Source organism: Rhodoferax sp. SPJ4 (assembly GCF_058216275.1).
Genome location: NZ_JBYZMN010000004.1, coordinates 37,853 through 59,459, shown reverse-complemented (window position 1 = coordinate 59,459; position 21,607 = coordinate 37,853). Strand labels below are relative to the sequence as shown.

Here is a 21,607-nt window from a genome sequence, read left to right as displayed (position 1 = left end):
CAAGGTCCCCCGTGCGCTACCCGCTTCCCTATGCCTTTGCGCGCACCCACAAGCTGCTGCTGCAGGACGATGGGCGTGACCTGACCCTGTGCCGGTCAGACGCCACATCGCCCGCCGCGCTGGGCGAGGTGATGCGCAAGTACGAGATCCGCAGCCTGCAGAAGATCGGCAACGACGAGCTGGTGCAGCGCATCAGCGCGGCCTACTCGCAGGGCGAGTCCAGTGCGGCCACCGTGGTCAGCGAGGTCGAGAACGATGCCGACCTGTCGCGCATGATGCAAGACCTGCCGGCGGTGGAAGATCTGCTGGAGTCGGCCGACGACGCGCCCATCATCCGCATGCTCAACGCGCTTTTGACGCAGGCCGCGCGCGATGGCGCCAGTGACATCCACATCGAGCCCTACGAACGCCATTCCAGCGTGCGCTTCCGTGTCGACGGCACGCTGCGCGAGGTGGTGCAGCCCAACCGGGCGCTGCACGCCGCGCTGATCTCGCGCCTGAAGATCATGGCCGAGCTGGACATCTCCGAGAAGCGGTTGCCGCAGGACGGCCGCATCAGCCTGCGCATCGGCACCCGGGCGGTGGACGTGCGGGTCTCCACGCTGCCCAGCGCGCACGGCGAGCGGGCGGTGCTGCGTTTGCTCGACAAGAGCGAAAGCAAGATCAGTCTGGAAGCGGTGGGCATGCAGGGCGACGTGCTGGAGCGGCTGGAAGACCTGATCGGCCAGCCCCACGGCATCATCCTGGTGACCGGCCCCACCGGCTCCGGCAAGACCACCACGCTGTACGCCGCCCTGAGCCGGCTCGACGCCACCCGCAGCAACATCATGACGGTCGAAGACCCGATCGAATACGAGCTGCCCGGCGTCGGCCAGACCCAGGTCAACGCCAAGATCGAGCTGACCTTTGCCAAGGCCTTGCGCGCCATCCTGCGCCAGGACCCGGACGTCATCATGATCGGCGAAATCCGCGATTTCGAAACCGCGCAAATCGCCATCCAGGCCTCGCTGACCGGCCACCTGGTACTGGCCACGCTGCACACCAACGACGCCGCCAGCGCGGTGACCCGACTCACCGACATGGGCGTCGAGCCTTTCCTGCTCAGCAGCTCGCTGCTGGGCGTGCTGGCCCAGCGCCTGGTGCGCAAACTGTGCACCAGCTGCCATGGCGCCGGCTGCGCCGAGTGTGGCCAGTCGGGCTACCAGGGCCGCACCGGCGTGTTCGAACTGCTGGTGACCGACGACCACATCCGCTCGCTGATCCACAGCCAGTCGGCCGAGGCCGACATCCGCGCCGCCGGCCTGCAGTCCGGCATGATGCTGATGCGCGATGACGGCGAGCGCCTGGTGCGCGCCGGCATCACCACCCGCGAAGAAGTTGTGCGGGTCACGAGAGATTGAACATGGCCCCCACGCTCGTCACTTCGTGTACTGCACTGCCCCCCGAGGGGGCGCGTTTTTCCTTGGGGCGGCCCAGCGGAAAAACTGCTGTTCGCGCTCGTCGCCTCGTCTAAAGAGCGCCCATGCCCGCCTACACATTTGAAGCCCTGGACGCCCAGGGCCAGACCCGCAAGGGGGTGCTGGAGGCCGAGACCGCCAAGGCCGCGCGCGGTCTGCTGCGGGCCCAGGCCTTGGTGCCGCTGTCGGTGGAGCCGGTCAAGGGCGGCGGTGCGCCGGGCACCAAGACCGGCGGCAGCGGGCTCAACATCACGCTGTGGACCAGCCGCATCTTCAACGCCACCGGCCTGGCCATCTGGACCCGGCAGGTCGCCGGCCTGGTGTCGTCCGGCCTGCCACTGGAGCGGGCACTGACCGCGCTGTCGGAAGAAACGTCGGATGAACGCCAGCGCAACCTGGTGGCCTCGCTGCGCTCCGAGGTCAACAGTGGCTCCAGCTTTGCCCGCGCGCTGGCCCAGCACCCGCGCGAGTTCAGCGACATCTACACCGCCGTCATCGGCGCCGGCGAGGCCTCGGGCAACCTGGGCCTGGTGCTGGAGCGGCTGGCCGACGACCTGGAAGAGCGCCAGTCGCTCAAGGGCAAGCTGATTGGCGCGGCGCTGTACCCGGCCATCGTGACGCTGATCGCCATCGTCATCGTGATGTTTCTGGTCGGCTATGTCGTGCCGCAGGTGGCCACGGTGTTCGCCGGCAGCAAGCGGGCCCTGCCCATTCTGACGGTGATCATGCTGCAGATCAGCGACGTGGTGCGCAACTACGGCTGGCTCGCTGCGCTGGTGCTGGTGGCGGGCGGCATCGGTGCCCGCATCGCCTTGGCCAACGAGGTGGTGCGCGAGCGTTTTGACGCCGCCTGGCTGAACCTGCCGGTCATCGGCAACCTCACCCGGGGCTACAACGCCGCCCGCTTCACCAGCACGCTGGCCATGCTGGCTGGCGCCGGTGTGCCCATTCTGAAAGCCCTGCAAGCCGCCGCCGAAACCCTGGGCAACCGGGCCATGCGGCTGGACGCGCTCGACGCGCTGGTGCTGGTGCGCGAAGGTGCGCCGCTGGCCAGCGCGATGGCGCAGAAAAAGCGTTTCCCCGGGCTGGTGAGCATGTTCGCCCGGCTGGGTGAGCAGACCGGCCAGCTGCCGGTGATGCTGCAGCGCGCCGCCAAGCAGCTCAGCGCCGAGGTGCAGCGCCGCGCCTTTGCGCTGGCCACCATCCTGGAACCGCTGCTGATCGTGGTCATGGGCATGGTGGTGATGCTGATCGTGCTGGCCGTGCTGCTGCCCATCATCGAGCTGAACCAGCTCGCCCGCTGACCATGGCCGCTTCGCTCGAAGGCAAGCTGGTGGTCGCGATTTCGTCGCGCGCGCTGTTCGACTTCGAGCCCGAGAACCAGCTGTTCGAGCGCGGCGACGACCGTGCCTACATGCGCTTGCAGCTGGAGCGGCTGGAGCAGCCAGCGCCGCCCGGCGTGGCTTTTTCGCTGGTGCAAAAACTGCTGGCCTTCAATGGCGCGGACAGCCAGCGGGTCGAGGTGGTGATTCTGTCGCGCAACGACCCGGTGTCGGGCATGCGGGTGTTCCGCTCGGCCCAGCATTACGGCCTGCCCATCGAGCGTGGCACCTTCACCCGCGGCCAGCCGCCCTGGCGCTACCTGAAGCCGCTGCACGCCAACCTGTTCCTGTCAGCCCATCTGAGCGATGTGCGCGCCGCGCTGGACGCCGGCGTGCCGGCGGCCCAGGTCTACCCGCATTCGGCCCGTGCCAGCGGCGCCCACCCCAACGAGGTGCGGATCGCCTTTGACGGCGACGCGGTGCTGTTCTCCGACGAGGCCGAGCGGGTGTTCCAGACCCAGGGACTCTCGGCCTTCCAGCAGCATGAAAAAGACAAGGCCAGCCTGCCGCTGTCGGCCGGGCCGTTCAAGCCGCTGCTGACCGCCTTGCACCAGCTGCAGCAGGCCGGTACCCCGGCCATGCGGGTGCGTACCGCACTGGTCACCGCCCGCAGCGCACCGGCCCATGAGCGGGCCATCCGCACGCTGATGGACTGGAACATCGCGGTTGACGAGGCCATGTTCCTCGGCGGCCTGCCCAAGGGCGAGTTTCTGCGCGAGTTCGAGCCGGACTTCTTCTTCGACGACCAGACCGGCCACATCGAATCGGCCGCCCGGCATGTGCCGGCCGGCCATGTGGCCAGCGGTGTGGCCAACGCACCCAAAGACCCGCCTTGACGGGCCGGCGGCGGCCGGGGTGGAACCTTGGCCGCTGCCTCCCCTCCAACCCGGCGGCGCTGCGCTGCGCCGCCATCCACCCCGGGGTTTCATCGCATGAGTTTTGCCACCCGCATCGCCACCACGCTGGCCGAGGCCAACACCACCCGCCGCAAGGTGGTGGCCTTGTCGCTGCCCTATTTCCAGTCCAGCGAAAAATGGAAGGCCCGTGGCTTGCTGGCTGCCATCGTGCTGCTCAACCTGGGCTCGGTGTATTTGCTGGTGCTGCTGAACGACTGGAACAAGCTGTTCTACGACGCGCTGCAGGACAAGCAGGCGGCGGTGTTCTGGACCCAGCTGGGCCGCTTTTGCTGGATCGCTTTTGCGCTGATCGTGGTGGCGGTCTACAAGTTTTACCTGACCCAGTTGCTGGAGATGCGCTGGCGGGCCTGGATGACGGCCCATTACCTCGACCGCTGGATGGCCGACCAGGCCTTCTACCGGCTGGAGCTGGCCCGCTACGCGCCGGGCCAGGCCTCGCCCGACAACCCCGACCAGCGCATCCAGCAGGACCTGGCGCAGTTCACCGCCTTCACCGTGTCGCTGAGCATGGGGCTGCTGAACGCCGGCGTCACGCTGGTGAGTTTTGTCGGCATCCTGTGGGGGCTGTCGGGCGACTTCGCCTTCAACCTGGGCGAGACCCGCATCGACATCCCCGGCTTCATGGTCTGGGCGGCCATCGCCTACTGCGGTGTGGGCAGCTGGATCACCCACCGCATCGGCCGGCCGCAGATTCGGCTGAATTTTCAGCAGGAACAGGTCGAGGCCGACTTCCGCCACCACCTGGTGCGGGTGCGCGAGCACAGCGAGGCGATTGCGCTGGACCGCGGCGAGGCGGTGGAGCGCCGGCAAATGGATTTGCATTTCGGCCGGGTGCTGCAGAACTATTTGAAGCTGCTGAAGGCGCAGAAAAACCTGACCTGGTTCACCTCGGGTTTTGGCCAGGCCGCGGTGGTGTTTCCCTTCATCGTGGCCGCGCCGCGCTTTTTCAGCGGCGCCATCCAGCTCGGTGAGCTGATCCAGATCTCGTCGGCCTTTGGCCGGGTGCAGGACTCGCTGAGCTGGTTTGTCGACAACTACGCCAGCCTGGCGGCCTGGCGCGCCACCACCGACCGGCTGACCAGTTTCGAAGAGAGTTTTGCGCGCCTGGCCAGGTCGCCCTCCGAGGGTTTGGCGATGGACGCCGCGGCCGCTGGCGAGGGCCTGCTGGCCCAGCAGCTGACGCTGCGCCTGCCCGCCGGCGACGCGGCCCGTCCGCTGCTGGCCGCCACCACGCTGCAGGCCTTGCCGGGCGACACGGTGCTGCTCAGCGGCCCGTCGGGCAGCGGCAAGTCCACGCTGTTCCGCGCACTGGCCGGCATCTGGCCCTTTGCCCAAGGCCGGGTGGCCTTGCCGCCCGAGGTGATGTTCATCCCGCAGCACCCCTATTTCCCCAACGGACCGCTGCGTGACGCGCTGGCCTACCCGGACCCGGCCGCCAGCCACAGCGACGCGGCGCTGGAGCAGGCCTTGCGCGACGCGCTGCTGCCCGAGCTGGCCGACCAGCTCGACCGGTCGGCGGCCTGGGGCCAGACCCTGTCGGGGGGCGAGCAACAGCGGCTGGCCATCGCCCGGGTGTTGCTGAAGCGGCCGGCCTGGGTGCTGGCCGACGAGGCCACCAGCGCGCTCGACGAAGCGGCCGAGGCCACGTTGTACGGCCGGTTGCTGGCGCTGGTGAAAGGCCGGGGTGGCCTGGTGTCGATTGCCCACCGCCCGGCGGTGGCGGCCTTCCATGGCCAGCGCTGGACGCTGGTGCCGCAGCCCGAGGGCGCGGCGGCCCGTTACGCGGTCAAGGTGGACTGAGCGGTTGGCCTGTGGCCTGGCGCCAGGCCTGGAAGCCGCGCGCGCGCAGCGTACAGGCCGGGCAACCGCCGCAGCCATAACCCCAGGGGTGACGGTGTTCGCGGTCGCCCAGGTAGCAGGTGTGGGTGGCCTCAATGATCAGGTCCACCAGACGGCGGCCACCGTCGGGCGTGCCCGAGGCCTCGCCCAGCTGGTGGGCCAGGGCCCAGGTGGCGGCCTTGTCGATCCACATCAATGGGGTTTCAATCAGGTAGCGCTTGTCCATGCCCAGCGAGAGCGCCAGCTGCATGGCCTTCATGGTGTCGTCGCGGCAGTCGGGGTAGCCGGAGAAATCGGTCTCGCAGACGCCGGTGACGATGACCTCCAGCCCGCGCCGGTAGGCCAGCGCGGCGGCCAGTGTCAGAAACAGCAGGTTGCGGCCGGGCACAAAGGTGTTGGGCAGGCCCGAGCTTTCCATCGCGAATGCGGTGTCGCGGGTCAGCGAGGTTTCGCTGACCTGGCCCAGCACCGCCAGGTCCAGCTGGTGGTCGTCACCCAGCTTGGGCGCCCATTGGGGAAACTCGGCCTTGAGGGCTTGCAGCACCGCCAGCCTGGCCTGCAACTCCACGCTGTGGCGTTGCCGGTAGTCGAAGGCCACGGTTTCCACCCGCTCGTACTTGGACAGGGCCCAGGCCAGGCAGGTGGTGGAGTCCTGCCCACCGGAAAACAGCACCAGCGCGTTTTTATGCATCACGGTCGTTGGTCGGCTTCAGGCCAGCACACGCAACAGGAAGGCGTTGATGTCGTCAATCTCCTCCGGGCTGACCGAGTGGGGCATGGGGTACTCGTGCCATTCGGGCGCGTAGCCCAGCGCCTGCAGCGCGTCGCGTGAGGCGGTGGCGCGGGCCAGCGGCACCACCGGATCGACCCGGCCATGGGCCAGAAAAATCGGCACGTCGGCGTTGGCCGGGCTGCGCTCGGCGGCGGTGCTGGCGGCCAGCGGCAGGTAGCCTGACAAGCCGATCAATCCGGCCAGCCGTTCGGGGTGGCGCAGGCCAGCCATCAGCGTCATCGCGCAGCCCTGCGAAAAGCCCATCAGCACGGTGCGGGCTGCTGGCACGCCGAGGGCGCGCTCGCTGGCCAGCAGCGATTCGATCAGGTCGCAGGACTGGCGCAGGCCGGCCTCGTCTTCGCGGCGCACCAGATCGGCACCCAGGATGTCGTACCAGGCCCGCATCACGTAGCCGCCGTTGATGGTCACCGGCTGCAGCGGCGCGTGGGGGAAGACAAAACGCACGGCGCCGACAGACCGCAGGTCCAGCTCGCGGGCCACCGGCACGAAGTCGTGGCCGTCGGCGCCCAGGCCGTGCAGCACGATGACGGTGGCGGTGGGGTGGGGGCCGGTTTCAAAGGCCAGGGCTTCGAGGGACATGGTGGGCGTGGCGTGGTGAAACCCCGATTTTGCCGCACCGGCCGACGCGGCCGACGGCCTTCACCCGGTCGGCCCGACGACCCCGTGGTTCGACTGTACTTTTGGCTGATGGCGACCGGCGGGTCACTGGGGTATCTTATGGTTCTGACCGGTGTTCGGTGCGCTTCAATACACTCACCCGCAAGAAGAAAAACCAGGAGACAAAAGATGCCAGTATGGAACGGTGCAGTACCCGCGGCCAAGGCACAGTTTGAGGCCAAGCGCGAGGCCTTGCTGAGGGAGGCCGCCGCCTGTTTCACCCGCAACGGCTACCACGGCACCTCGCTCACCGAGATTGCCTCCATCCTGGGCGTCAGCAAGGCGGCGCTTTACACCTATGTGAAGAGCAAGGATGAGCTGCTGTATTTCTGCCACCAGGCGGCCATGGACATGGCGCTGGAGAGTGTGGTCCAGGCCCGTTCGGCGCCGGGCTCGGGGCTGACCCGGCTGTGCCAGGCGTTGGAGAGTTACCTCAGCATGATGCTGTCTGAAAACCGCAGCTTTGTGCTGATTCTGGAAGAGCACGCCTTGTCGAAAGAGCATGTGCGGCTGATCGTGGCCCGCCGTGACCAGTTTGAGGCCGAGTTGCGCACCCTGGTGATCGAGGGCACGGCCGACGGCAGCATCGTGCCCTGCAACCCCAAACTGGCCGTGTTTGCCGCCCTGGGCATGCTCAACTGGGTGATGAAGTGGTACAGCGCCAGCGGCACCTGGACCGGCGAACAGGTGTCGGCGGCGCTGGTGCGTTTTCTGGAGCGCATGCTGTCCACCCAGCCCAAGCCCTCGCTGCTGGAGGCCTTGCCCGGCGAGGCCGATGGCTGGAGCGCGCTGGGCATGCCGCCCTTTGCGCTGGGTGAGTTGAACGGCGAGGCTTCGGCCAAGCTGCCGTCCTGAGCCCCAGCGGGCCGGCTGTCAGCGCAAGCAGGCGGTCCAGGGCTGGTTGGCCTTTTGCGCGGCGTCGCGGTCCAGCTTGACGATGCTGGCCGGTCCCCAGGGGTCGTCGCGTTTGGCTTTGGTCTCGGTGCCCACGGTCACCTCGGTGGTGCGCCAGCGGCCGCCTTCGGCGATGTAGGCAAGGCGAGCCACGTCGCGCTGCAGCCGGTTGTCCGGGCCGGCCACCAGCTGTTGCGCTGCGGCCTGGCTGTTGGCCACACCAAAACCCTCGATACGCTCCACCGTCAGCACCGCCACAAAGGGCGATGAGTAGTATTTCTGGCTGATCTCGTACTTGAGCTTGGACTCGGTAGTGATCTTGCGCACCCACAGCGGCGGCGCATCGGCCATCACCTCACCGGCCCGGATGGCCTTGTGGGTGGCTTCGCATTGGGCAAAGATGTTGGCGAAATCGCCCATGGCGTCGGCATGGGCGGCACCGGCCAGGCAGGCGGCCACGGCAAAGAGTGATAGGTGTTTCAAGCGCAGCTCCCAGGAAGGCAAAACCGCATTATCAAGGCCGCCCTCTGTCTGGCAAGCCCTGGCACCGGCCGGGTGCTCAGTTGGGACCGGCCCGCAGTTGCCGCATGTCCTCGCCCGGGCTGTTGCCAAAGGCGCGCTTGAACTCGCGGTTGAACTGCGACACGCTTTCGTAGCCCACCCGCAGCGCCGCCGCACTGGCGCGTTCGCCATCGTGGGCCATCAGCAACCGGGCCTTGTGCAGGCGGATGCTTTTCAGGTATTGCAATGGCGAGCTGGAGGTGACGGCCTTGAAGTTGTGGTGGAAGCTGGACACGCTCATGTGGGCCTCGCGGGCCAGGGTTTCGATGTCCAGCGCCTCGGCGTAATCGGCATGGATGCGCTGCAACACCCGGGCCATGGTGCTGAAATGGCCATGCCGCGCCGCCAGGTTGCGCAAGGCGCCGCCATAGGGTCCTTGCAGCACCCGGAAGACGATTTCGCGCACCAGCTGCGGGCCCAGGATGCGGCTTTCGGTGTCGCTGCGCAGGCAGTGCAGCAGCCGGCAGCTGGCGTCACGCAGCGCCTCGGTCATGGGCGCGGAGCAGATGCCGCGCGGCACCTCGCGGGCGCCGGGGCCGGGCTCATCGAGCTGCAGCAGCAACTCCTGGATCAGCGCCGGCTGCAGGCTGACCGACAGGCCCAGCAGCGGCGATTCGGGTGTGGCCTGGGTTTCGCACTCAAACGGCAGAGGCACCGACAGCACCAGGTAGTTGTCGCGGTCGTAGCAGTAGCGCTCGTCACCCAGGTAACCGATCTTGTGGCCTTGGGCGACGATCACCACACAGGGTTCGTAGACCAGCGGCACCCGCGGAAAACTGCGCTGGGTGTGCATCAGGTTGACGCCAGCCACCCGGCTGGGGTGGATGCCTTCCTGCAGGTCCAGGCCGCGCAGCAGCTCGGCCAGGGGGGTCGGGGAGGGGGCGGATTTGGCCATGGTGCGTGTGTCTACAGTATTACGGTCTGGTGGAGCAAGTATCCAGGTTCTGGCGATGAAACAGGTTGTTCTGTCCGAACTTTTGCAGGATCAGGCAAGTCTTGTGCAGGATTTTTCTTGAGCGCATGCACCCCGCTGGGAACAATCACCCCATCCTCAAGAAAGGCCTGTATGACCCCACTGAACATCAACCAGAAGACCCACCAGGTCGACCTGCCCGGCGACACCCCGCTGCTGTGGGCGCTGCGCGACGAGATCGGCCTGACCGGCACCAAATTCGGCTGCGGCATGGCGCTGTGTGGCGCCTGCACCGTGCACGTCAACGGCGTGGCCACCCGCTCCTGCATCACGCCCATCTCGTCGCTGAACGGCCGCAAGGTCACCACCATCGAGGCGGTGGCCAGCGGCCCCGCCGGCAAGGTGGGCAAGGCCGTGCAGGACGCCTGGGTCAAGCACGACGTGGCCCAGTGTGGCTACTGCCAGAGTGGCCAGGTGATGAGCGCCACCGCGCTGCTGCAGAAAAACCGCAAGCCGACCGATGCCGACATCGACGCCGCCATGGCCGGCAACATCTGCCGTTGCGGCACCTATGTGCGCATCCGCGCCGCCATCCTTGATGCCGCCCGCGCACTTGCCTGAGGAAACCCCATGTTGTTCACATCCCCCACCGACTCCCACGATCTGCTGGCCGGCACCGCGCCGCACGACGCCCCGGTGAGCGCCGGCCTGCAACGCCGCGGCTTTCTGAAGATGGCCACCGCGTCCGGCTTTGCGCTGGGCCTGTTCCCTGCCGGCGCGGCGCTGGCCGCCGACGCCCCCACCGCTGCACCCGCTGGGCTGACGCCGCAGCAGCAGCCCAGCGCCTTTGTGCGCATCAGCCCGGACGGCATCGTCACCGTGGTCATCAACCGGCTGGACTTCGGCCAGGGCGTGCAGACCGCGCTGCCCATGATCCTGGCCGAGGAACTGGACGCCGACTGGAGCCGCGTGCGCAGCACCCATGGCGATGCCAACCCGGCCTACTTTGACCCGGCCTTTGGCATGCACCTGACCGGTGGCTCCAACACCATCAAGAACTCCTACACCCAGTACCGCGAACTGGGCGCCCGCACCCGGGCCATGCTGATGGCGGCGGCCGCCGCGCAGTGGCAGGTGCCGGTGGCGTCCGTGCGCACCGACAAGGGCTTTGTCATCGGCCCCAAGGGCCAGAAGCTGGGCTACGGCCCGCTGGCCGCCGCCGCCATGCAGCAGCCGGTGCCGCAGACCGTGGTGCTGAAAGACCCCAAGACCTTCCGCCTGATCGGCCAGCCCACCGGCCGCATCGACGCGCGGGCCAAATCCAGCGGCCAGCAGTCCTATGGCATCGACACCCGCTTGCCGGGCCAACTCACCGCCGTGGTGGCCCATGCGCCAGTGTTTGGCGCCAAGGTCAAATCGGTGGACGACGTGGCCGCCAAGGCCGTGCCCGGCGTCAAGGCCGTGCTGCGGGTGCCGGCCGACCGGGGTGGCGAGAGCGTGGCGGTGGTCGCCAGCGGCTACTGGGCCGCCAAGAAGGGCCGCGACGCGCTCAAGGTCGAATGGGACAGCAGCGCGGTGGAAAAGGTGGACACCACCAAGCAGTTGGCAGCCTACCGCGCGCTGGCCAAAACCAAGGGCCTGGTGAAGTTTGACGCTGACGTGAGCCAACTCTCTGCCGCGCCCAAGAAGATCAGCGCCGAGTACGTCTTCCCCTACCTGGCCCACACGCCGATGGAGCCGCTGAACTGCACCGTGTCGCTCAGCGGCACCGGTGCCGAGCTGTGGCTGGGCACCCAAATGCCGGGGCTGGACGCCGCCGCCGCCGCCAAGGTGCTGGGCGTGGAGGCGGCCCAGGTCAAGGTCCACACCCAGATGGCCGGTGGCGGTTTCGGCCGGCGCGCCATCCCCACCAGCGACTACGTGGTGGAGGCGGTGCAGGTGGCCAAGGCCGCCAAGGCGGCCGGCCTCAACGTGCCGGTGCGCATGGTCTGGAGCCGCGAAGACGACGTCAAGGGTGGCTACTACCGGCCGTTGCATGTGCACCGTGCCGAGATCGGCTTTGACGCCCAGGGCAACATCAAGGCCTGGGACCATGTGATCGTCGGCCAGTCCATCGTCAAGGGTTCGCCCTTCGAGGCCTTCATGGTCAAGGACGGCATCGACGCCACGGCCGTGGAAGGCATGAAGGAGCCCTACGCGCTGCCCATGCGGCTGTCGGTGCACCACCCGCAGGCCAATGTGCCGGTGCTGTGGTGGCGCAGCGTGGGCTCGACCCACACCGCCTACGTGATGGAAACGCTGATCGACGAGGTGGCCCGCCAGTCCGGCCAGGACCCGGTGGCCTACCGCCTGAAGCTGATCGGTGACGCCGCGCCGCGCCACAAGGCCGCGTTGCAACTGGCGGTGGACCGATCGGGCTACGGCAAGCGCACACTGCCCGCCGGCCGCGCCTGGGGCGTGGCGGTGCATGAATCGTTCCAGTCGGTGGTGGCCTACGTGGTCGAGGCCTCGGTGGACAAGGGCGTTCCGAAGCTGCACCGCGTGACCGCCGGCGTGCACTGCAACCTGGTGGTCAACCCCAAAACGCTGGAAGCCCAGGTGCAGGGTGGCGCGCTGATGGGCTTGTCGATGTGTTTGCCCGGTGCGGCCATCACGCTGAAAGACGGCGTGGTCGAGCAGAGCAATTTCCACGACTTTGCCGTGCCCCGCATCACCGACATGCCCCAGGTTGCGGTGCACCTGGTGCCCAGCACCGACGCGCCCACCGGCATGGGCGAGCCCGGCCTGCCGCCGCTGGCGCCGGCCTTCGCCAACGCCGTGGCCCAGCTCACCGGCAACACGCCGCGCGAGCTGCCGTTCAAGCTGGCCTGAGCCCGCTGGCCCTGCGGCCGCCGTGCCTCTGGGGAGGCCGGCGGCCTTTTTCATGGCCTTGCCTAGAATGGGGGCATCACCCCCCGAGGCTCCCCATGCGTCGCACGTCCTACCGCTACTACGACTTCATCCTGGCGGCCTTTGTCTGTGTGCTGCTGTGCTCCAACTTCATCGGCGCGGCCAAGCAGGCCACGCTGACCTTGCCCGGCTGGGGCCCGGTGACCTTTGGTGCCGGGGTGCTGTTCTTTCCCATCTCGTATCTGTTCGGCGACATCCTGACCGAGGTCTATGGCTATGGCCGCGACCGCCGGGTGGTGTGGGCCGGTTTTGCCTCGCTGGCCTTTGCCTCGGTGATGGCGGCGGTGGTGGTGGCCCTGCCGGCCGCCCCCACCGACTTCATGGCCAGCTACCAGGGCCAGCTGGAAGGCGTTTTCGGTGGCGCCTGGCGCATCGCGCTGGCGTCCATGCTGGCCTTCTGGTGCGGCAGCTTTGCCAACAGCTTTGTGCTGGCCAAGCTCAAGCTGCTCACCCAAGGCCGCTGGCTGTGGACCCGCACCATCGGCTCCACGCTGGTGGGTGAGCTGGTCGATTCCGGCCTGTTTTACTTCATCGCCTTCTACGGCATCTGGGCCACCTCGGACATCCTGGCGGTGACGCTGGTGCAGTACCTGCTGAAGACGCTGTGGGAGGTTCTGGCCACGCCGCTGACCTACGCGGTGGTGGGCTGGCTCAAGCGCGCCGAGGGGGTGGACCACTACGACCGGGACACCAACTTCAACCCCTTCCACTTGGGCGACGACGCGGCACCTTGAGCCGCCGTCAGTGCTTGGCGTAGCGCGGCACCATGGCCTCCAGCGGCACCGGCCGGATGCGCTCGGCCTGGCCGCAGCAGCCAAAGGCCTCGTAGCGCGCCTTGACCACATCACGGGCGGCGTTCTTGGCCGCCACCAGGGCCTTGCGTGGGTCGAACTCGCTGCGCTGCTGGGCCATGCTCTGGCGCATCGCGCCGGTCATGGCCAGCCGGATGTCGGTGTCGATGTTGACCTTGCGCACGCCATGGCGGATACCGCGCTGGATTTCTTCCACCGGCACGCCGTAGGTGGCCTTGATCTCACCGCCATGGGCGCGGATGGTGTCCAGCCATTCCTGCGGCACGCTGCTGGAGCCGTGCATCACCAAATGGGTGTTGGGCAGCGCGGCGTGGATGGCGGCGATGCGGTCCATGGCCAGGATGTCGCCGGTGGGCGGGCGGCTGAACTTGTAGGCGCCGTGGCTGGTGCCGATGGCAATGGCCAGCGCGTCCACCCCGGTGCGGGCCACGAAGTCAAGCGCCTGCACCGGGTCGGTCAGCAGCATGTCGTGGCTCAGCCGGCCGGCCGCGCCCACCCCATCTTCCTCGCCCGCCTCGCCGGTTTCCAGCGAGCCCAGGCAACCCAGCTCGCCTTCCACCGAGACCCCCACCGCGTGCGCCAGTTCGCAGGCCTGGCGCGTCACCGCCAGGTTGTGGGCGTAGCTGGCCGGGGTCTTGGCGTCGGGCATCAGCGAGCCGTCCATCATCACGCTGGTGAAGCCCGAGCGGATGGCCTGCACACACACGGCCGGTGAGGCGCCATGGTCCTGGTGCAGCACCACCGGGATGTCGGGGTGCTGCTCCACCGCGGCCAGCACCATGTGGCGCAGGTAGGCCTCGCCGGCGTATTTGCGGGCGCCGGCCGAGGCCTGCAGGATCACCGGGCTGCGGGTCTCCTCGGCGGCTTCCATGATGGCCTGGATCTGTTCCAGGTTGTTGACGTTGAACGCCGGAATGCCGTACTGGTGCTCGGCCGCGTGGTCGAGCAGCTGGCGCAGGGTGACAAAGGCCATGGGAACTCCTGAAAACAAAGGGTGCCGTGGCCTCAGGCCGTAACGCCGGGCCAGGCCTCGAGCAGCGTGGCGAAATGGTCGATCACCCGGTCGGGCTGGCTGGCGGCGATCGGCTGCCCCATGTTGTAGCCATGGCTCAGCGCCCAGACGGGCACGCCGGCGCGGCGGGCGGTGGCCACGTCGATGGACGAATCGCCGACGAACAGCGCCTCCTTCGGTGACAGGCCAAAGGCCCGCAGGCAAAACAACACGCCGATCGGGTCGGGCTTTTTGGTGGGCAGGCTGTCGCCGGAGACCACGCGGTCGAACAGCGGACCCAGGTCATGGGCGTCCAGCACCCGCTGGGTGTAGCGGCCCTCCTTGTTGGTGACCACGGTCAGCCAGACGCCGGCGGCGTGCAGCTGCTGCAGCACCTCGCGCACGCCGGGGTAGAGCCGGCTGCGGGTGCCGCAGCGGCGGTGGTAATGGCCATCGAAGGCGGCGGAGATCTCGGCCTGCGGCGGCAGTGCGGGTCGGTCGCTGGCCTGGCTGGTGGCCCAGGCCAGCGCCTGCATCAGCAGGGTGTGGGTGCCATGGCCTATCCAGGCCTCGGCCTGGGCCTGGGCCACGGTGGGCAGGCCGAACTGCCACAAGGTGTCGTTGACGGCATCGGTGATTTCCGGCGCGGTTTCCACCAGCGTGCCGTCAAGGTCGAACAGCGCCAGCCGCGGGTTCATTCGGCGCCCAGCGCGCGCCGGCGCCGCTCCATCATGCGCCAGATGAAGGGCGTGAAGATCAGCTGCATCGCCAGCTCCATCTTGCCGCCCGGTACGACGATGGTGTTGGCGCGCGACATGAAGCTGTCGTGCACCATGCTCAGCAGGTACTGAAAGTCGATGCCCTTGGGCTGGGCGAAGCGGATCACCACCATGCTCTCGTCGGCCGTGGGAATGTCGCGGGCGATGAAGGGGTTGGAGGTGTCCACCATGGGCACACGCTGGAAGTTCACATGGGTGTGGGCGAACTGCGGCACGATGTAGTGCACGTAGTCGGGCATGCGGCGCAGGATGGTGTCGGTCACCGCCTCGGTGCTGTAGCCGCGGTGGTGTTTGTCGCGCCACAGTTTCTGTATCCATTCCAGGTTGATCACCGGCACCACGCCCACCAGCAGGTCGGGGTGCTGGGCGATGTTGACCTCGGGCGTCACCACCGCGCCGTGCAGGCCTTCGTAAAACAGCAGGTCGGTGTCGTCGGGCACCGGTGTCCACGGGGTGAAGGTGCCGGGCGGCTGGCCATGGGGCGCGGCCTCCTCCGCGTTGTGCAGGTACTTGCGGTGCTGGCCGGTGCCGTTGTGGGCGTACTGGCCGAACAGCCCGGCCAGTTCGGTGAACAGGTTGTTCTCCGGGCCGAAATGGCTGAAGTGGCCGTTGCCGGCGCGCTCGGCCTCGGCCTGGCGCTGCTTCATCTCCTGCCGGTCGTAGCGGTGAAAGCTGTCGCCCTCGACCACCGCCGCGTGGATGCCCTCGCGGCGGAAGATGTTGGTGAAGGTGCGGGTGACCGAGGTCGTGCCGGCACCGGACGAGCCAGTGATGGCGATGATAGGGTGGCGCTCGGACATGGGGCTTCCTGGGGTGGGACCGGCTCAGTGGCGGAACAGGCTGCGTTCGGCAAACAGCGGGTTGCCGCTGTCGTGCGAGGCCGGGTCGGCGTGGTAGCGCTCGATGCGCTCGACCTCGTTCTTGGAGCCGAACACCAGGCCCACCCGCTGGTGCAGGGCGCTGGGGGTCAGGCCCAGCACAGGCTGACGGCCGGTGCTGGCCCGCCCGCCGGCCTGTTCCATGATGAAGCCGATGGGGTTGGCCTCGTACAGCAGCCGCAGCCGGCCGGGCTTGGCCGGCGTTTTGGTGTCGCGCGGGTACATGAACACACCGCCGCGCATCAGGATGCGGTGGGCCTCGGCCACCATGGAGGCGATCCAGCGCATGTTGAAGTCCTTGCCGCGCGGGCCGGCCACACCGGCCAGGCACTCGTCCACATAGCGCTTGACCGGCGGTTCCCAGAAGCGGCTGTTGGATGCGTTGATGGCGAACTCCTGGGTGTCGGGCGGCACCTGCAGGTCCGGGTGGGTCAGCATGAACTCGCCCAGTTCGGGGTTGAGCGTGAAGCCGGCCACGCCCTTGCCCACCGACAGGATCAGCATGGTGGTGGGCCCGTAGAGCGCGTAGCCGGCCGCCACCTGGCGGCAACCGGGCTGCAAAAAGTCGGCCTCCACCACGTCGCGGCCGCTGTCCAGCACGTCTTGTGGCGCACGCAGCACCGAGAAGATGCTGCCCACCGACACGTTGACGTCGATGTTGCTGGAGCCGTCCAGCGGGTCGAACACCAGCAGGTACTTGCCACGCGGGTAGGCGGCGGGAATCTGGTGCGGCTCGGCCATTTCCTCCGAGGCCATGCCGGCCAGGTGGCCACCCCATTCGGTGCGCCGGGTGAAGACTTCGTTGCTGATGACGTCGAGCTTTTTCTGCGTCTCGCCCTGCACGTTGACGCTGGCGCCGTCCGCACTGCCATGGTCGCCCAGCACGTCGCCCAGTGCGCCCAGCGCCACGGTCCGGGCAATCGCCTTGCAGGCCAGCGCCACGTCAAGCAGCAGGGCGTTGAAATCCCCGGTGGCCTGCGGGAACTGGCGGCGCTGCTCGATCAAATACTGGGTCAGCGTGAAGCGGGGCGACAAGGGCATGGCCAAGGCTCCGTTCAGGCGCCGACCAGCACCGGCGCCTGGCGGCCGGTGTGCCAGGCCCGCAGCGTGGCCACGCCGACGCCGTCCAGGTGGGGCAGCACCCGCAGCGCACCGCTGAAATCATGGTGCTGGGTGAAGCCGGTGGGGGTGATCACCGTGGCCAGGCCGGCGGCCAGCGCGGCCTGCAGGCCATTGGCCGAGTCTTCCAGCGTCACACAGGCGGCGGCTGGCAGGCCCAGGCGCTGCAGGGTTTGCCGGTAGACCTGGGGGTCGGGCTTTTTGCGCGGCGCGGTGGAGGCGTCTTCCACCACCGCGAAGCGACTGGCCCAGCCGTCGCCCAGCACCGGGCGCAGCAGCGCGGCGATGTTGGCTGGCGAGGTGGTGGTGGCAATCGCCAGCTTCAGGCGGTGGCGCAGCCCGTCCTCGATCAAGGCCAGCACGCCGGGCCGCAGCGTCACCGCACCGGCCCGCACCCTGGCCTCGTAGGCGGCGGTTTTCATCGCGTGGATGCGGTCGATGGTGTCGCGCAGCGCGTGGCCGTCGATGTCGGTCAGGCCGGGCTGCACCTGCTGCCAGTGGTGGCGGATGCGTTCCTTGCCGCCGGAGATGGTCAGCAGCTCGGTGTAGTGCGCCAGGTCCCAGTGCCAGTCCAGGCCCTCGGCGGCAAAGGCCTCGTTGAAGGCCTCCAGGTGGGCGTACTCGGTGTCGGCCAGCGTGCCGTCGACGTCGAAGATCAGCGCTTGCAGCGGCAGGGCGTTCATGGCGGGGCTCCTTCGGTGGACTGGAACACCCGGCTGGCCAGGATGTCCGGCGCGGTCAGCGTGCTCAGGTCGTCGGCGCTGAGTTCGCGCTCGCGGTCGGCAAACAGCCGGCTGGCCTGGCGCAGCCGGGCCCGGTCGAGCGCGTTGCGCACGCTGCGGGCGTTGGCGAAATGGGGCTGGACCACGCGGCGCTGCAGGTAGGCGTCGAAGGCCTCCTGCGCGCCGGGGCCGAAGCGGTAGTTCTGCGCCACCAGCATGTGCTGGGCGATGTGGGCCAGTTCGGCCACCGCGTAGTCGGGAAAGTCCAGGTGGTGGGCGATGCGGCTGCTCATGCCGGGGTTGGACTGGAAGAAGGTGTCCATGCGGTCCTTGTAACCGGCCAGGATCACCACCAGGTCGTCGCGGTGGTTCTCCATCACCTGCAGCAGGATCTCGATGGCCTCCTGGCCGTAGTCGCGTTCGTTCTCCGGGCGGTAGAGGTAGTAGGCCTCGTCGATGAACAACACGCCGCCCATGGCCTTCTTCAGCACCTCCTTGGTCTTGGGTGCGGTGTGGCCGATGTACTGGCCCACCAGGTCGTCGCGGGTGACGGCCACCAGGTGGCCTTTGCGCACATAGCCCAGCCGGTGCAGGATGGTGGCCATGCGCAGCGCCACCGTGGTCTTGCCGGTGCCGGGGTTGCCGGTGAAGCTCATGTGCAGGCTGGGCGCCTGGCTGGTCAGGCCCAGGTTGATGCGCAGCTTGTCGATCACCAGCAGCGCGGCGATGTCGCGGATGCGGGCCTTCACCGGCGCCAGGCCCACCAGGTCGTGGTCCAGCTCGGCCAGCACCGCCTCGACCTGCGAGTCGGCCAGCACCTGGCCCACCGAGCGGGCCACCGGGGCGCTGGCCGCGGGCGTGGCCACATCGGCTGCATCGGGCACAGCGCCGGCGCTGGCGGGCAGGGCGTAGAGCGGGGATTTCATGGGCTGGCGGGTGGACAGCTCGGTGGGGCAGGCCGGGGCCGGCCGTCAGTAGCGCTCGCCTTCGGACCGGCTGGCCGCGTAGCCGCGGGTGGTGTAGCGCATGGTGCGGCCGTTGACCTCCTGGCGTTCCAGCATGAAGCCGGGCTCGTTGACCGGCCGGTGGACGATGAAACTCATCGCGATGGTTTCCACGCCGCGGGTGGCGTCAAAGGCCATCAGCCGGATGTAGTGGCGGGGAAAGGCCTGGCGGCATTCGCGCAGTTCCACCATCACGCCGGCGGCGTCGCGCAGGTCGAACATCGGGTGGCCGTGCATCTCCCAGTAGGTGTTGCGCGGGTGCGGGTCGTCGGTGTACTCCACGCTCCAGGCGTAGCCGCGTTTCAGGCCGTACTCGATCTGCAGCGCGATTTCGTCGTCCGTCAGGTCGGGCAGGAAACTGAACTGGCCCTGGGTGATGCGGCCGGTGGGGTTGGTCATCATGGCGTTGGCTCCTTGGACGGGGTGAGGGGGTCAGGCCATGGCCGGCGTGACGGCGTAGTCGCTGCTGTCGGTGGGCGCGTAGTTGAAGCTGATCTCGCCCCAGGTGTCGAGCGCGGCCTTCAGCGGCGTGCAGTGCTGGGCCGCCTTGCGCAGGATGTCCGGGCCTTCTTCGAGGAGGTTCTTGCCCTCGTTGCGCGCCTTGACCATGCATTCCAGCGCCACCCGGTTGGCCACCGCCCCGGCCTGGATGCCCTGCGGGTGGCCGATGGTGCCGCCGCCGAACTGCAGCACCACGTCGTCGCCGAACAGGTCGATCAGCTGGTGCATCTGGCCGGCATGGATGCCGCCGCTGGCCACCGGCATGACCTTTTTGATGTCGCACCAGTCCTGCTCGAAGTGGTTGCCGCGTTGCAGGTTGACCCGGGTCACGCTTTCGCGGCAGACGTCGTAGTAGCCCTGCACGGTCAGCGGGTCGCCCTCGAGCTTGCCCACCGCGGTGCCGGCGTGGATGTGGTCCACCCCGGCCAGCCGCATCCACTTGGCAATGACACGGAAGCTCACGCCGTGGTTCTTCTGCCGGGTGTAGGTGCCGTGCCCGGCGCGGTGCAGGTGCAGGATCATGTCGTTCTTGCGCGCCCAGTTGGCCATGCTCTGGATGGCGGTGTAGCCAATCACCAGGTCGATCATCACGATCACGCTGCCCAGCTCCTTGGCGAAATCGGCACGCTCGTACATGTCTTCCATGGTGGCGGCGGTGACGTTGAGGTAGCTGCCCTTGACCTCGCCGGTGGCGGCACTGGCCTTGTTCACCGCGTCCATCACGTAGAGGTAGCGGTCGCGCCAGTGCATAAAGGGCTGGGAGTTGATGTTCTCGTCGTCCTTCATGAAGTCCAGCCCGCCTTTCAGGCCCTCGTAGACCACCCGGCCGTAGTTGCGGCCACTCAGGCCCAGCTTGGGTTTGGTGGTGGCGCCCAGCAGCGGCCGGCCGAACTTGTCCAGCCGCTCGCGTTCCACCACCAGGCCGGTGGGCGGGCCCTTGAAGGTTTTGACATAGGCCACCGGGATGCGGATGTCTTCCAGCCGGGCCGCCTTCAGCGGCTTGAAGCTGAAAACGTTGCCGATCAGGCTGGCCGTCATGTTGCTGATGCTGCCTTCCTCGAACAGGATGATGTCGTAGGCCACCCAGGCAAAGTACTCGCCCGGCCGGCCCGGCACCGGCTCGACCCGGTAGGCCTTGGCGCGGTAGCTGTCGCAGGCGGTCAGGCGGTCGGTCCACACCACGGTCCAGGTGGCGGTGCTGGACTCGCCGGCCACCGCCGCCGCCGCCTCCACCGGATCCACGCCGTCCTGCGGGGTGATGCGGAACAAACAGATGGTGTCGGTGTCCTTGGGCTGGTAGTTGGGCATCCAGTAACCCATCTGGCGGTACTTCAGCACCCCGGCGGCGTAGCGCTTCTTGCTGTCTGTGATGGCGGTGGCGGCGTCGGTCATGGTGGTCGGCTCCTGGTCGGGTGGGCTGTGGGAAAGCCGACTGTAGGGACGCGGTTTGATAAGGTAAATTCAATAATTCGGCGATTCGAGTTAAGCTTTAACTGAATGAAGAACGCCACCTTCCGGCAGTTGCGTGTGTTCAACGAGGTCGCCCGCCACCTCAGCTTTGCCAAGGCCGCCCGCAGCCTGCACCTGAGCCCACCGGCCGTGACCATGCAGGTCAAGGAGCTGGAAGGCCACATCGGCCTGGCGCTGTTCGAGCGCAACGGCCGCAGCGTGTCGCTCACCACCACCGGCGAGTACATGCTGGTTTATGCGCGCAAGATGCTGGCCACGCTGAAGGACGCCGAGGACGCCGCCGCCCGGCTGCAAAAGCTGGAGCTGGGCACGCTGACCATCGGCATGGTCAGCACCGCCAAGTACTTTCTGCCCCGGCTGCTGGCCAGCTTCCGGCGCGAGCACGAGGGGGTGGAGGTGCGGCTGGTCGAGGGCAACCGCGAGAAGCTGCTGCAGCTGCTGCGGGCCAACGAGGTCGACATCGCCATCATGGGCCGGCCACCCAAGGAGCTGGCCACCCGGGCCGAGCCGTTTGCCGCCCACCCGCATGTGTTTGTGGCCCCGGTGGACCACCCGCTGGCGCAGGGCGAGCGGCTGACGCTGGAGGCCTTGCGACCTCACGCCTTCATCGTTCGCGAAGCCGGCTCGGGCACCCGGGCGGCGATGGAAAAGTTTTTGCAGACCGGCTGGCTGGAGCCCAAGGTGGCGATGGAGCTGACCAGCAACGAAACCATCAAGCAGGCGGTGATGGCCGGCCTGGGCCTGGGCTTTCTGTCGCTGCACACGCTGGGGCTGGAGCTGGACCACCGGTTGATTGCGGTGCTCGACGTCGAGGGCAGCCCGGTGGTGCGGGCCTGGAACTGCGTGCACACCTCGGCCAAGCTGCTGTCGCCGGCGGCCGAGGCCTTTCGCTACTTTGTGCTGGAGCATGGCGAGCGCGAACTCGCCGCCGCCTTCCGCCACCACCTGCCCATGCCGCCGGCCTGAGGC

21 protein-coding genes are annotated in these 21,607 nt (G+C 68.0%); 9 read left to right on the top strand and 12 right to left on the bottom strand.

Features of this window, described 5'->3' with window-relative positions; all coding sequences use genetic code 11:
• Positions 1-11: 11 nt before the first annotated feature.
• From AC4BAR_RS13395 to AC4BAR_RS13380, 4 genes are all read left to right on the top strand, one after another.
• Positions 12-1,400 (top strand): GspE/PulE family protein, encoded by a 1,389-nt coding sequence (locus AC4BAR_RS13395; RefSeq protein WP_490628380.1) that lies wholly within the window; start codon positions 12-14, stop codon positions 1,398-1,400.
• 122 nt (positions 1,401-1,522) lie between these two features.
• Positions 1,523-2,761, top strand: coding sequence for a type II secretion system inner membrane protein GspF (gene gspF / locus AC4BAR_RS13390; protein ID WP_490628379.1), 1,239 nt, complete (start codon positions 1,523-1,525; stop codon positions 2,759-2,761).
• 2 nt (positions 2,762-2,763) lie between these two features.
• Entirely contained in the window at positions 2,764-3,675 is a 912-nt protein-coding gene (locus AC4BAR_RS13385) for a 5'-nucleotidase (RefSeq protein WP_490628378.1), read from the top strand.
• A gap of 96 nt (positions 3,676-3,771) precedes the next feature.
• Positions 3,772-5,556, top strand: a complete 1,785-nt coding sequence (locus tag AC4BAR_RS13380) for an ABC transporter ATP-binding protein/permease (protein WP_490628377.1) — start codon at positions 3,772-3,774, stop codon at positions 5,554-5,556.
• On the opposite strand, the gene queC is transcribed toward AC4BAR_RS13380, so the two are convergent.
• Positions 5,543-6,286 (bottom strand): 7-cyano-7-deazaguanine synthase QueC, encoded by a 744-nt coding sequence (gene queC, locus AC4BAR_RS13375; protein WP_490628376.1) that lies wholly within the window; start codon positions 6,284-6,286, stop codon positions 5,543-5,545. The genes AC4BAR_RS13380 and queC overlap by 14 nt on opposite strands.
• A gap of 18 nt (positions 6,287-6,304) precedes the next feature.
• On the bottom strand, positions 6,305-6,967 hold the full coding sequence (locus AC4BAR_RS13370; RefSeq protein WP_490628375.1) for an alpha/beta hydrolase: 663 nt from the start codon (positions 6,965-6,967) through the stop codon (positions 6,305-6,307).
• Between the two features lie 207 nt (positions 6,968-7,174).
• Between AC4BAR_RS13370 and AC4BAR_RS13365 the strand changes: the two genes are divergently transcribed.
• Positions 7,175-7,900: a TetR/AcrR family transcriptional regulator gene (locus tag AC4BAR_RS13365; RefSeq protein WP_490628374.1), complete on the top strand. Its 726-nt coding sequence runs from the start codon at positions 7,175-7,177 to the stop codon at positions 7,898-7,900.
• 18 nt (positions 7,901-7,918) lie between these two features.
• Here the strand turns inward: AC4BAR_RS13365 and AC4BAR_RS13360 are convergent, their stop codons facing one another.
• Positions 7,919-8,422 carry a hypothetical protein gene (locus AC4BAR_RS13360; RefSeq protein ID WP_490628373.1) on the bottom strand — a complete coding sequence of 168 codons (504 nt, stop codon included), beginning with the start codon at positions 8,420-8,422 and terminating at the stop codon, positions 7,919-7,921.
• A 76-nt stretch (positions 8,423-8,498) separates the two neighbouring features.
• Positions 8,499-9,395 (bottom strand): AraC family transcriptional regulator, encoded by an 897-nt coding sequence (locus AC4BAR_RS13355; protein WP_490628372.1) that lies wholly within the window; start codon positions 9,393-9,395, stop codon positions 8,499-8,501.
• Positions 9,396-9,566: 171 nt separating this feature from the next.
• Between AC4BAR_RS13355 and AC4BAR_RS13350 the strand changes: the two genes are divergently transcribed.
• From AC4BAR_RS13350 to AC4BAR_RS13340, 3 genes are all read left to right on the top strand, one after another.
• Complete coding sequence (locus tag AC4BAR_RS13350) at positions 9,567-10,034, top strand: (2Fe-2S)-binding protein (RefSeq protein WP_490628371.1); 468 nt, start codon at positions 9,567-9,569, stop codon at positions 10,032-10,034.
• A gap of 9 nt (positions 10,035-10,043) precedes the next feature.
• Positions 10,044-12,284: a xanthine dehydrogenase family protein molybdopterin-binding subunit gene (locus AC4BAR_RS13345; RefSeq protein ID WP_490628370.1), complete on the top strand. Its 2,241-nt coding sequence runs from the start codon at positions 10,044-10,046 to the stop codon at positions 12,282-12,284.
• 95 nt (positions 12,285-12,379) lie between these two features.
• Positions 12,380-13,096: a queuosine precursor transporter gene (locus AC4BAR_RS13340; RefSeq protein ID WP_490628369.1), complete on the top strand. Its 717-nt coding sequence runs from the start codon at positions 12,380-12,382 to the stop codon at positions 13,094-13,096.
• Between the two features lie 7 nt (positions 13,097-13,103).
• Here the strand turns inward: AC4BAR_RS13340 and fba are convergent, their stop codons facing one another.
• Genes fba through AC4BAR_RS13300 form a run of 8 tightly spaced genes read right to left on the bottom strand, consistent with a single transcriptional unit; the run spans position 13,104 to position 20,560 of the window.
• The gene (gene fba, locus AC4BAR_RS13335; protein ID WP_490628368.1) at positions 13,104-14,147 is read right to left on the bottom strand and encodes a class II fructose-bisphosphate aldolase; all 1,044 of its coding nucleotides are present in this window, start codon (positions 14,145-14,147) and stop codon (positions 13,104-13,106) included.
• Positions 14,148-14,179: 32 nt separating this feature from the next.
• Complete coding sequence (gene gph / locus AC4BAR_RS13330) at positions 14,180-14,863, bottom strand: phosphoglycolate phosphatase (RefSeq protein WP_490628367.1); 684 nt, start codon at positions 14,861-14,863, stop codon at positions 14,180-14,182.
• Positions 14,860-15,744: a phosphoribulokinase gene (locus AC4BAR_RS13325; RefSeq protein WP_490628366.1), complete on the bottom strand. Its 885-nt coding sequence runs from the start codon at positions 15,742-15,744 to the stop codon at positions 14,860-14,862. The genes gph and AC4BAR_RS13325 overlap by 4 nt, the downstream gene beginning before the upstream one ends.
• 24 nt (positions 15,745-15,768) lie before the next feature.
• Entirely contained in the window at positions 15,769-16,863 is a 1,095-nt protein-coding gene (locus AC4BAR_RS13320; RefSeq protein WP_490628365.1) for a class 1 fructose-bisphosphatase, read from the bottom strand.
• 14 nt (positions 16,864-16,877) lie between these two features.
• The gene (locus AC4BAR_RS13315) at positions 16,878-17,624 is read right to left on the bottom strand and encodes an HAD-IA family hydrolase (protein ID WP_490628364.1); all 747 of its coding nucleotides are present in this window, start codon (positions 17,622-17,624) and stop codon (positions 16,878-16,880) included.
• Positions 17,621-18,589 carry a CbbX protein gene (gene cbbX, locus AC4BAR_RS13310; RefSeq protein ID WP_490628363.1) on the bottom strand — a complete coding sequence of 323 codons (969 nt, stop codon included), beginning with the start codon at positions 18,587-18,589 and terminating at the stop codon, positions 17,621-17,623. The genes AC4BAR_RS13315 and cbbX overlap by 4 nt, the downstream gene beginning before the upstream one ends.
• 45 nt (positions 18,590-18,634) lie before the next feature.
• Positions 18,635-19,069 carry a ribulose bisphosphate carboxylase small subunit gene (locus AC4BAR_RS13305; protein WP_490628362.1) on the bottom strand — a complete coding sequence of 145 codons (435 nt, stop codon included), beginning with the start codon at positions 19,067-19,069 and terminating at the stop codon, positions 18,635-18,637.
• Positions 19,070-19,099: 30 nt separating this feature from the next.
• Complete coding sequence (locus AC4BAR_RS13300; protein WP_490628361.1) at positions 19,100-20,560, bottom strand: form I ribulose bisphosphate carboxylase large subunit; 1,461 nt, start codon at positions 20,558-20,560, stop codon at positions 19,100-19,102.
• A 105-nt stretch (positions 20,561-20,665) separates the two neighbouring features.
• On the opposite strand from AC4BAR_RS13300, the gene AC4BAR_RS13295 reads away from it, so the two are divergent.
• Positions 20,666-21,604, top strand: a complete 939-nt coding sequence (locus tag AC4BAR_RS13295; RefSeq protein WP_490628360.1) for a LysR family transcriptional regulator — start codon at positions 20,666-20,668, stop codon at positions 21,602-21,604.
• Positions 21,605-21,607: the final 3 nt, after the last annotated feature.

What these genes read in the sequence shown, in the direction of transcription:
- AC4BAR_RS13315 (WP_490628364.1), bottom strand. Translation starts at nt 17,624, where the DNA reads ATGAACGCCCTGCCGCTGCAAGCGCTGATCTTCGACGTCGACGGCACG.
- AC4BAR_RS13305 (WP_490628362.1), bottom strand. Translation starts at nt 19,069, where the DNA reads ATGATGACCAACCCCACCGGCCGCATCACCCAGGGCCAGTTCAGTTTC.
- AC4BAR_RS13295 (WP_490628360.1), top strand. Translation starts at nt 20,666, where the DNA reads ATGAAGAACGCCACCTTCCGGCAGTTGCGTGTGTTCAACGAGGTCGCC.
- gph (WP_490628367.1), bottom strand. Translation starts at nt 14,863, where the DNA reads ATGAACCCGCGGCTGGCGCTGTTCGACCTTGACGGCACGCTGGTGGAA.
- AC4BAR_RS13340 (WP_490628369.1), top strand. Translation starts at nt 12,380, where the DNA reads ATGCGTCGCACGTCCTACCGCTACTACGACTTCATCCTGGCGGCCTTT.
- AC4BAR_RS13345 (WP_490628370.1), top strand. Translation starts at nt 10,044, where the DNA reads ATGTTGTTCACATCCCCCACCGACTCCCACGATCTGCTGGCCGGCACC.
- AC4BAR_RS13325 (WP_490628366.1), bottom strand. Translation starts at nt 15,744, where the DNA reads ATGTCCGAGCGCCACCCTATCATCGCCATCACTGGCTCGTCCGGTGCC.
- fba (WP_490628368.1), bottom strand. Translation starts at nt 14,147, where the DNA reads ATGGCCTTTGTCACCCTGCGCCAGCTGCTCGACCACGCGGCCGAGCAC.
- AC4BAR_RS13300 (WP_490628361.1), bottom strand. Translation starts at nt 20,560, where the DNA reads ATGACCGACGCCGCCACCGCCATCACAGACAGCAAGAAGCGCTACGCC.
- cbbX (WP_490628363.1), bottom strand. Translation starts at nt 18,589, where the DNA reads ATGAAATCCCCGCTCTACGCCCTGCCCGCCAGCGCCGGCGCTGTGCCC.
- queC (WP_490628376.1), bottom strand. Translation starts at nt 6,286, where the DNA reads ATGCATAAAAACGCGCTGGTGCTGTTTTCCGGTGGGCAGGACTCCACC.
- AC4BAR_RS13355 (WP_490628372.1), bottom strand. Translation starts at nt 9,395, where the DNA reads ATGGCCAAATCCGCCCCCTCCCCGACCCCCCTGGCCGAGCTGCTGCGC.
- AC4BAR_RS13320 (WP_490628365.1), bottom strand. Translation starts at nt 16,863, where the DNA reads ATGCCCTTGTCGCCCCGCTTCACGCTGACCCAGTATTTGATCGAGCAG.
- AC4BAR_RS13385 (WP_490628378.1), top strand. Translation starts at nt 2,764, where the DNA reads ATGGCCGCTTCGCTCGAAGGCAAGCTGGTGGTCGCGATTTCGTCGCGC.
- gspF (WP_490628379.1), top strand. Translation starts at nt 1,523, where the DNA reads ATGCCCGCCTACACATTTGAAGCCCTGGACGCCCAGGGCCAGACCCGC.
- AC4BAR_RS13370 (WP_490628375.1), bottom strand. Translation starts at nt 6,967, where the DNA reads ATGTCCCTCGAAGCCCTGGCCTTTGAAACCGGCCCCCACCCCACCGCC.
- AC4BAR_RS13380 (WP_490628377.1), top strand. Translation starts at nt 3,772, where the DNA reads ATGAGTTTTGCCACCCGCATCGCCACCACGCTGGCCGAGGCCAACACC.
- AC4BAR_RS13365 (WP_490628374.1), top strand. Translation starts at nt 7,175, where the DNA reads ATGCCAGTATGGAACGGTGCAGTACCCGCGGCCAAGGCACAGTTTGAG.
- AC4BAR_RS13350 (WP_490628371.1), top strand. Translation starts at nt 9,567, where the DNA reads ATGACCCCACTGAACATCAACCAGAAGACCCACCAGGTCGACCTGCCC.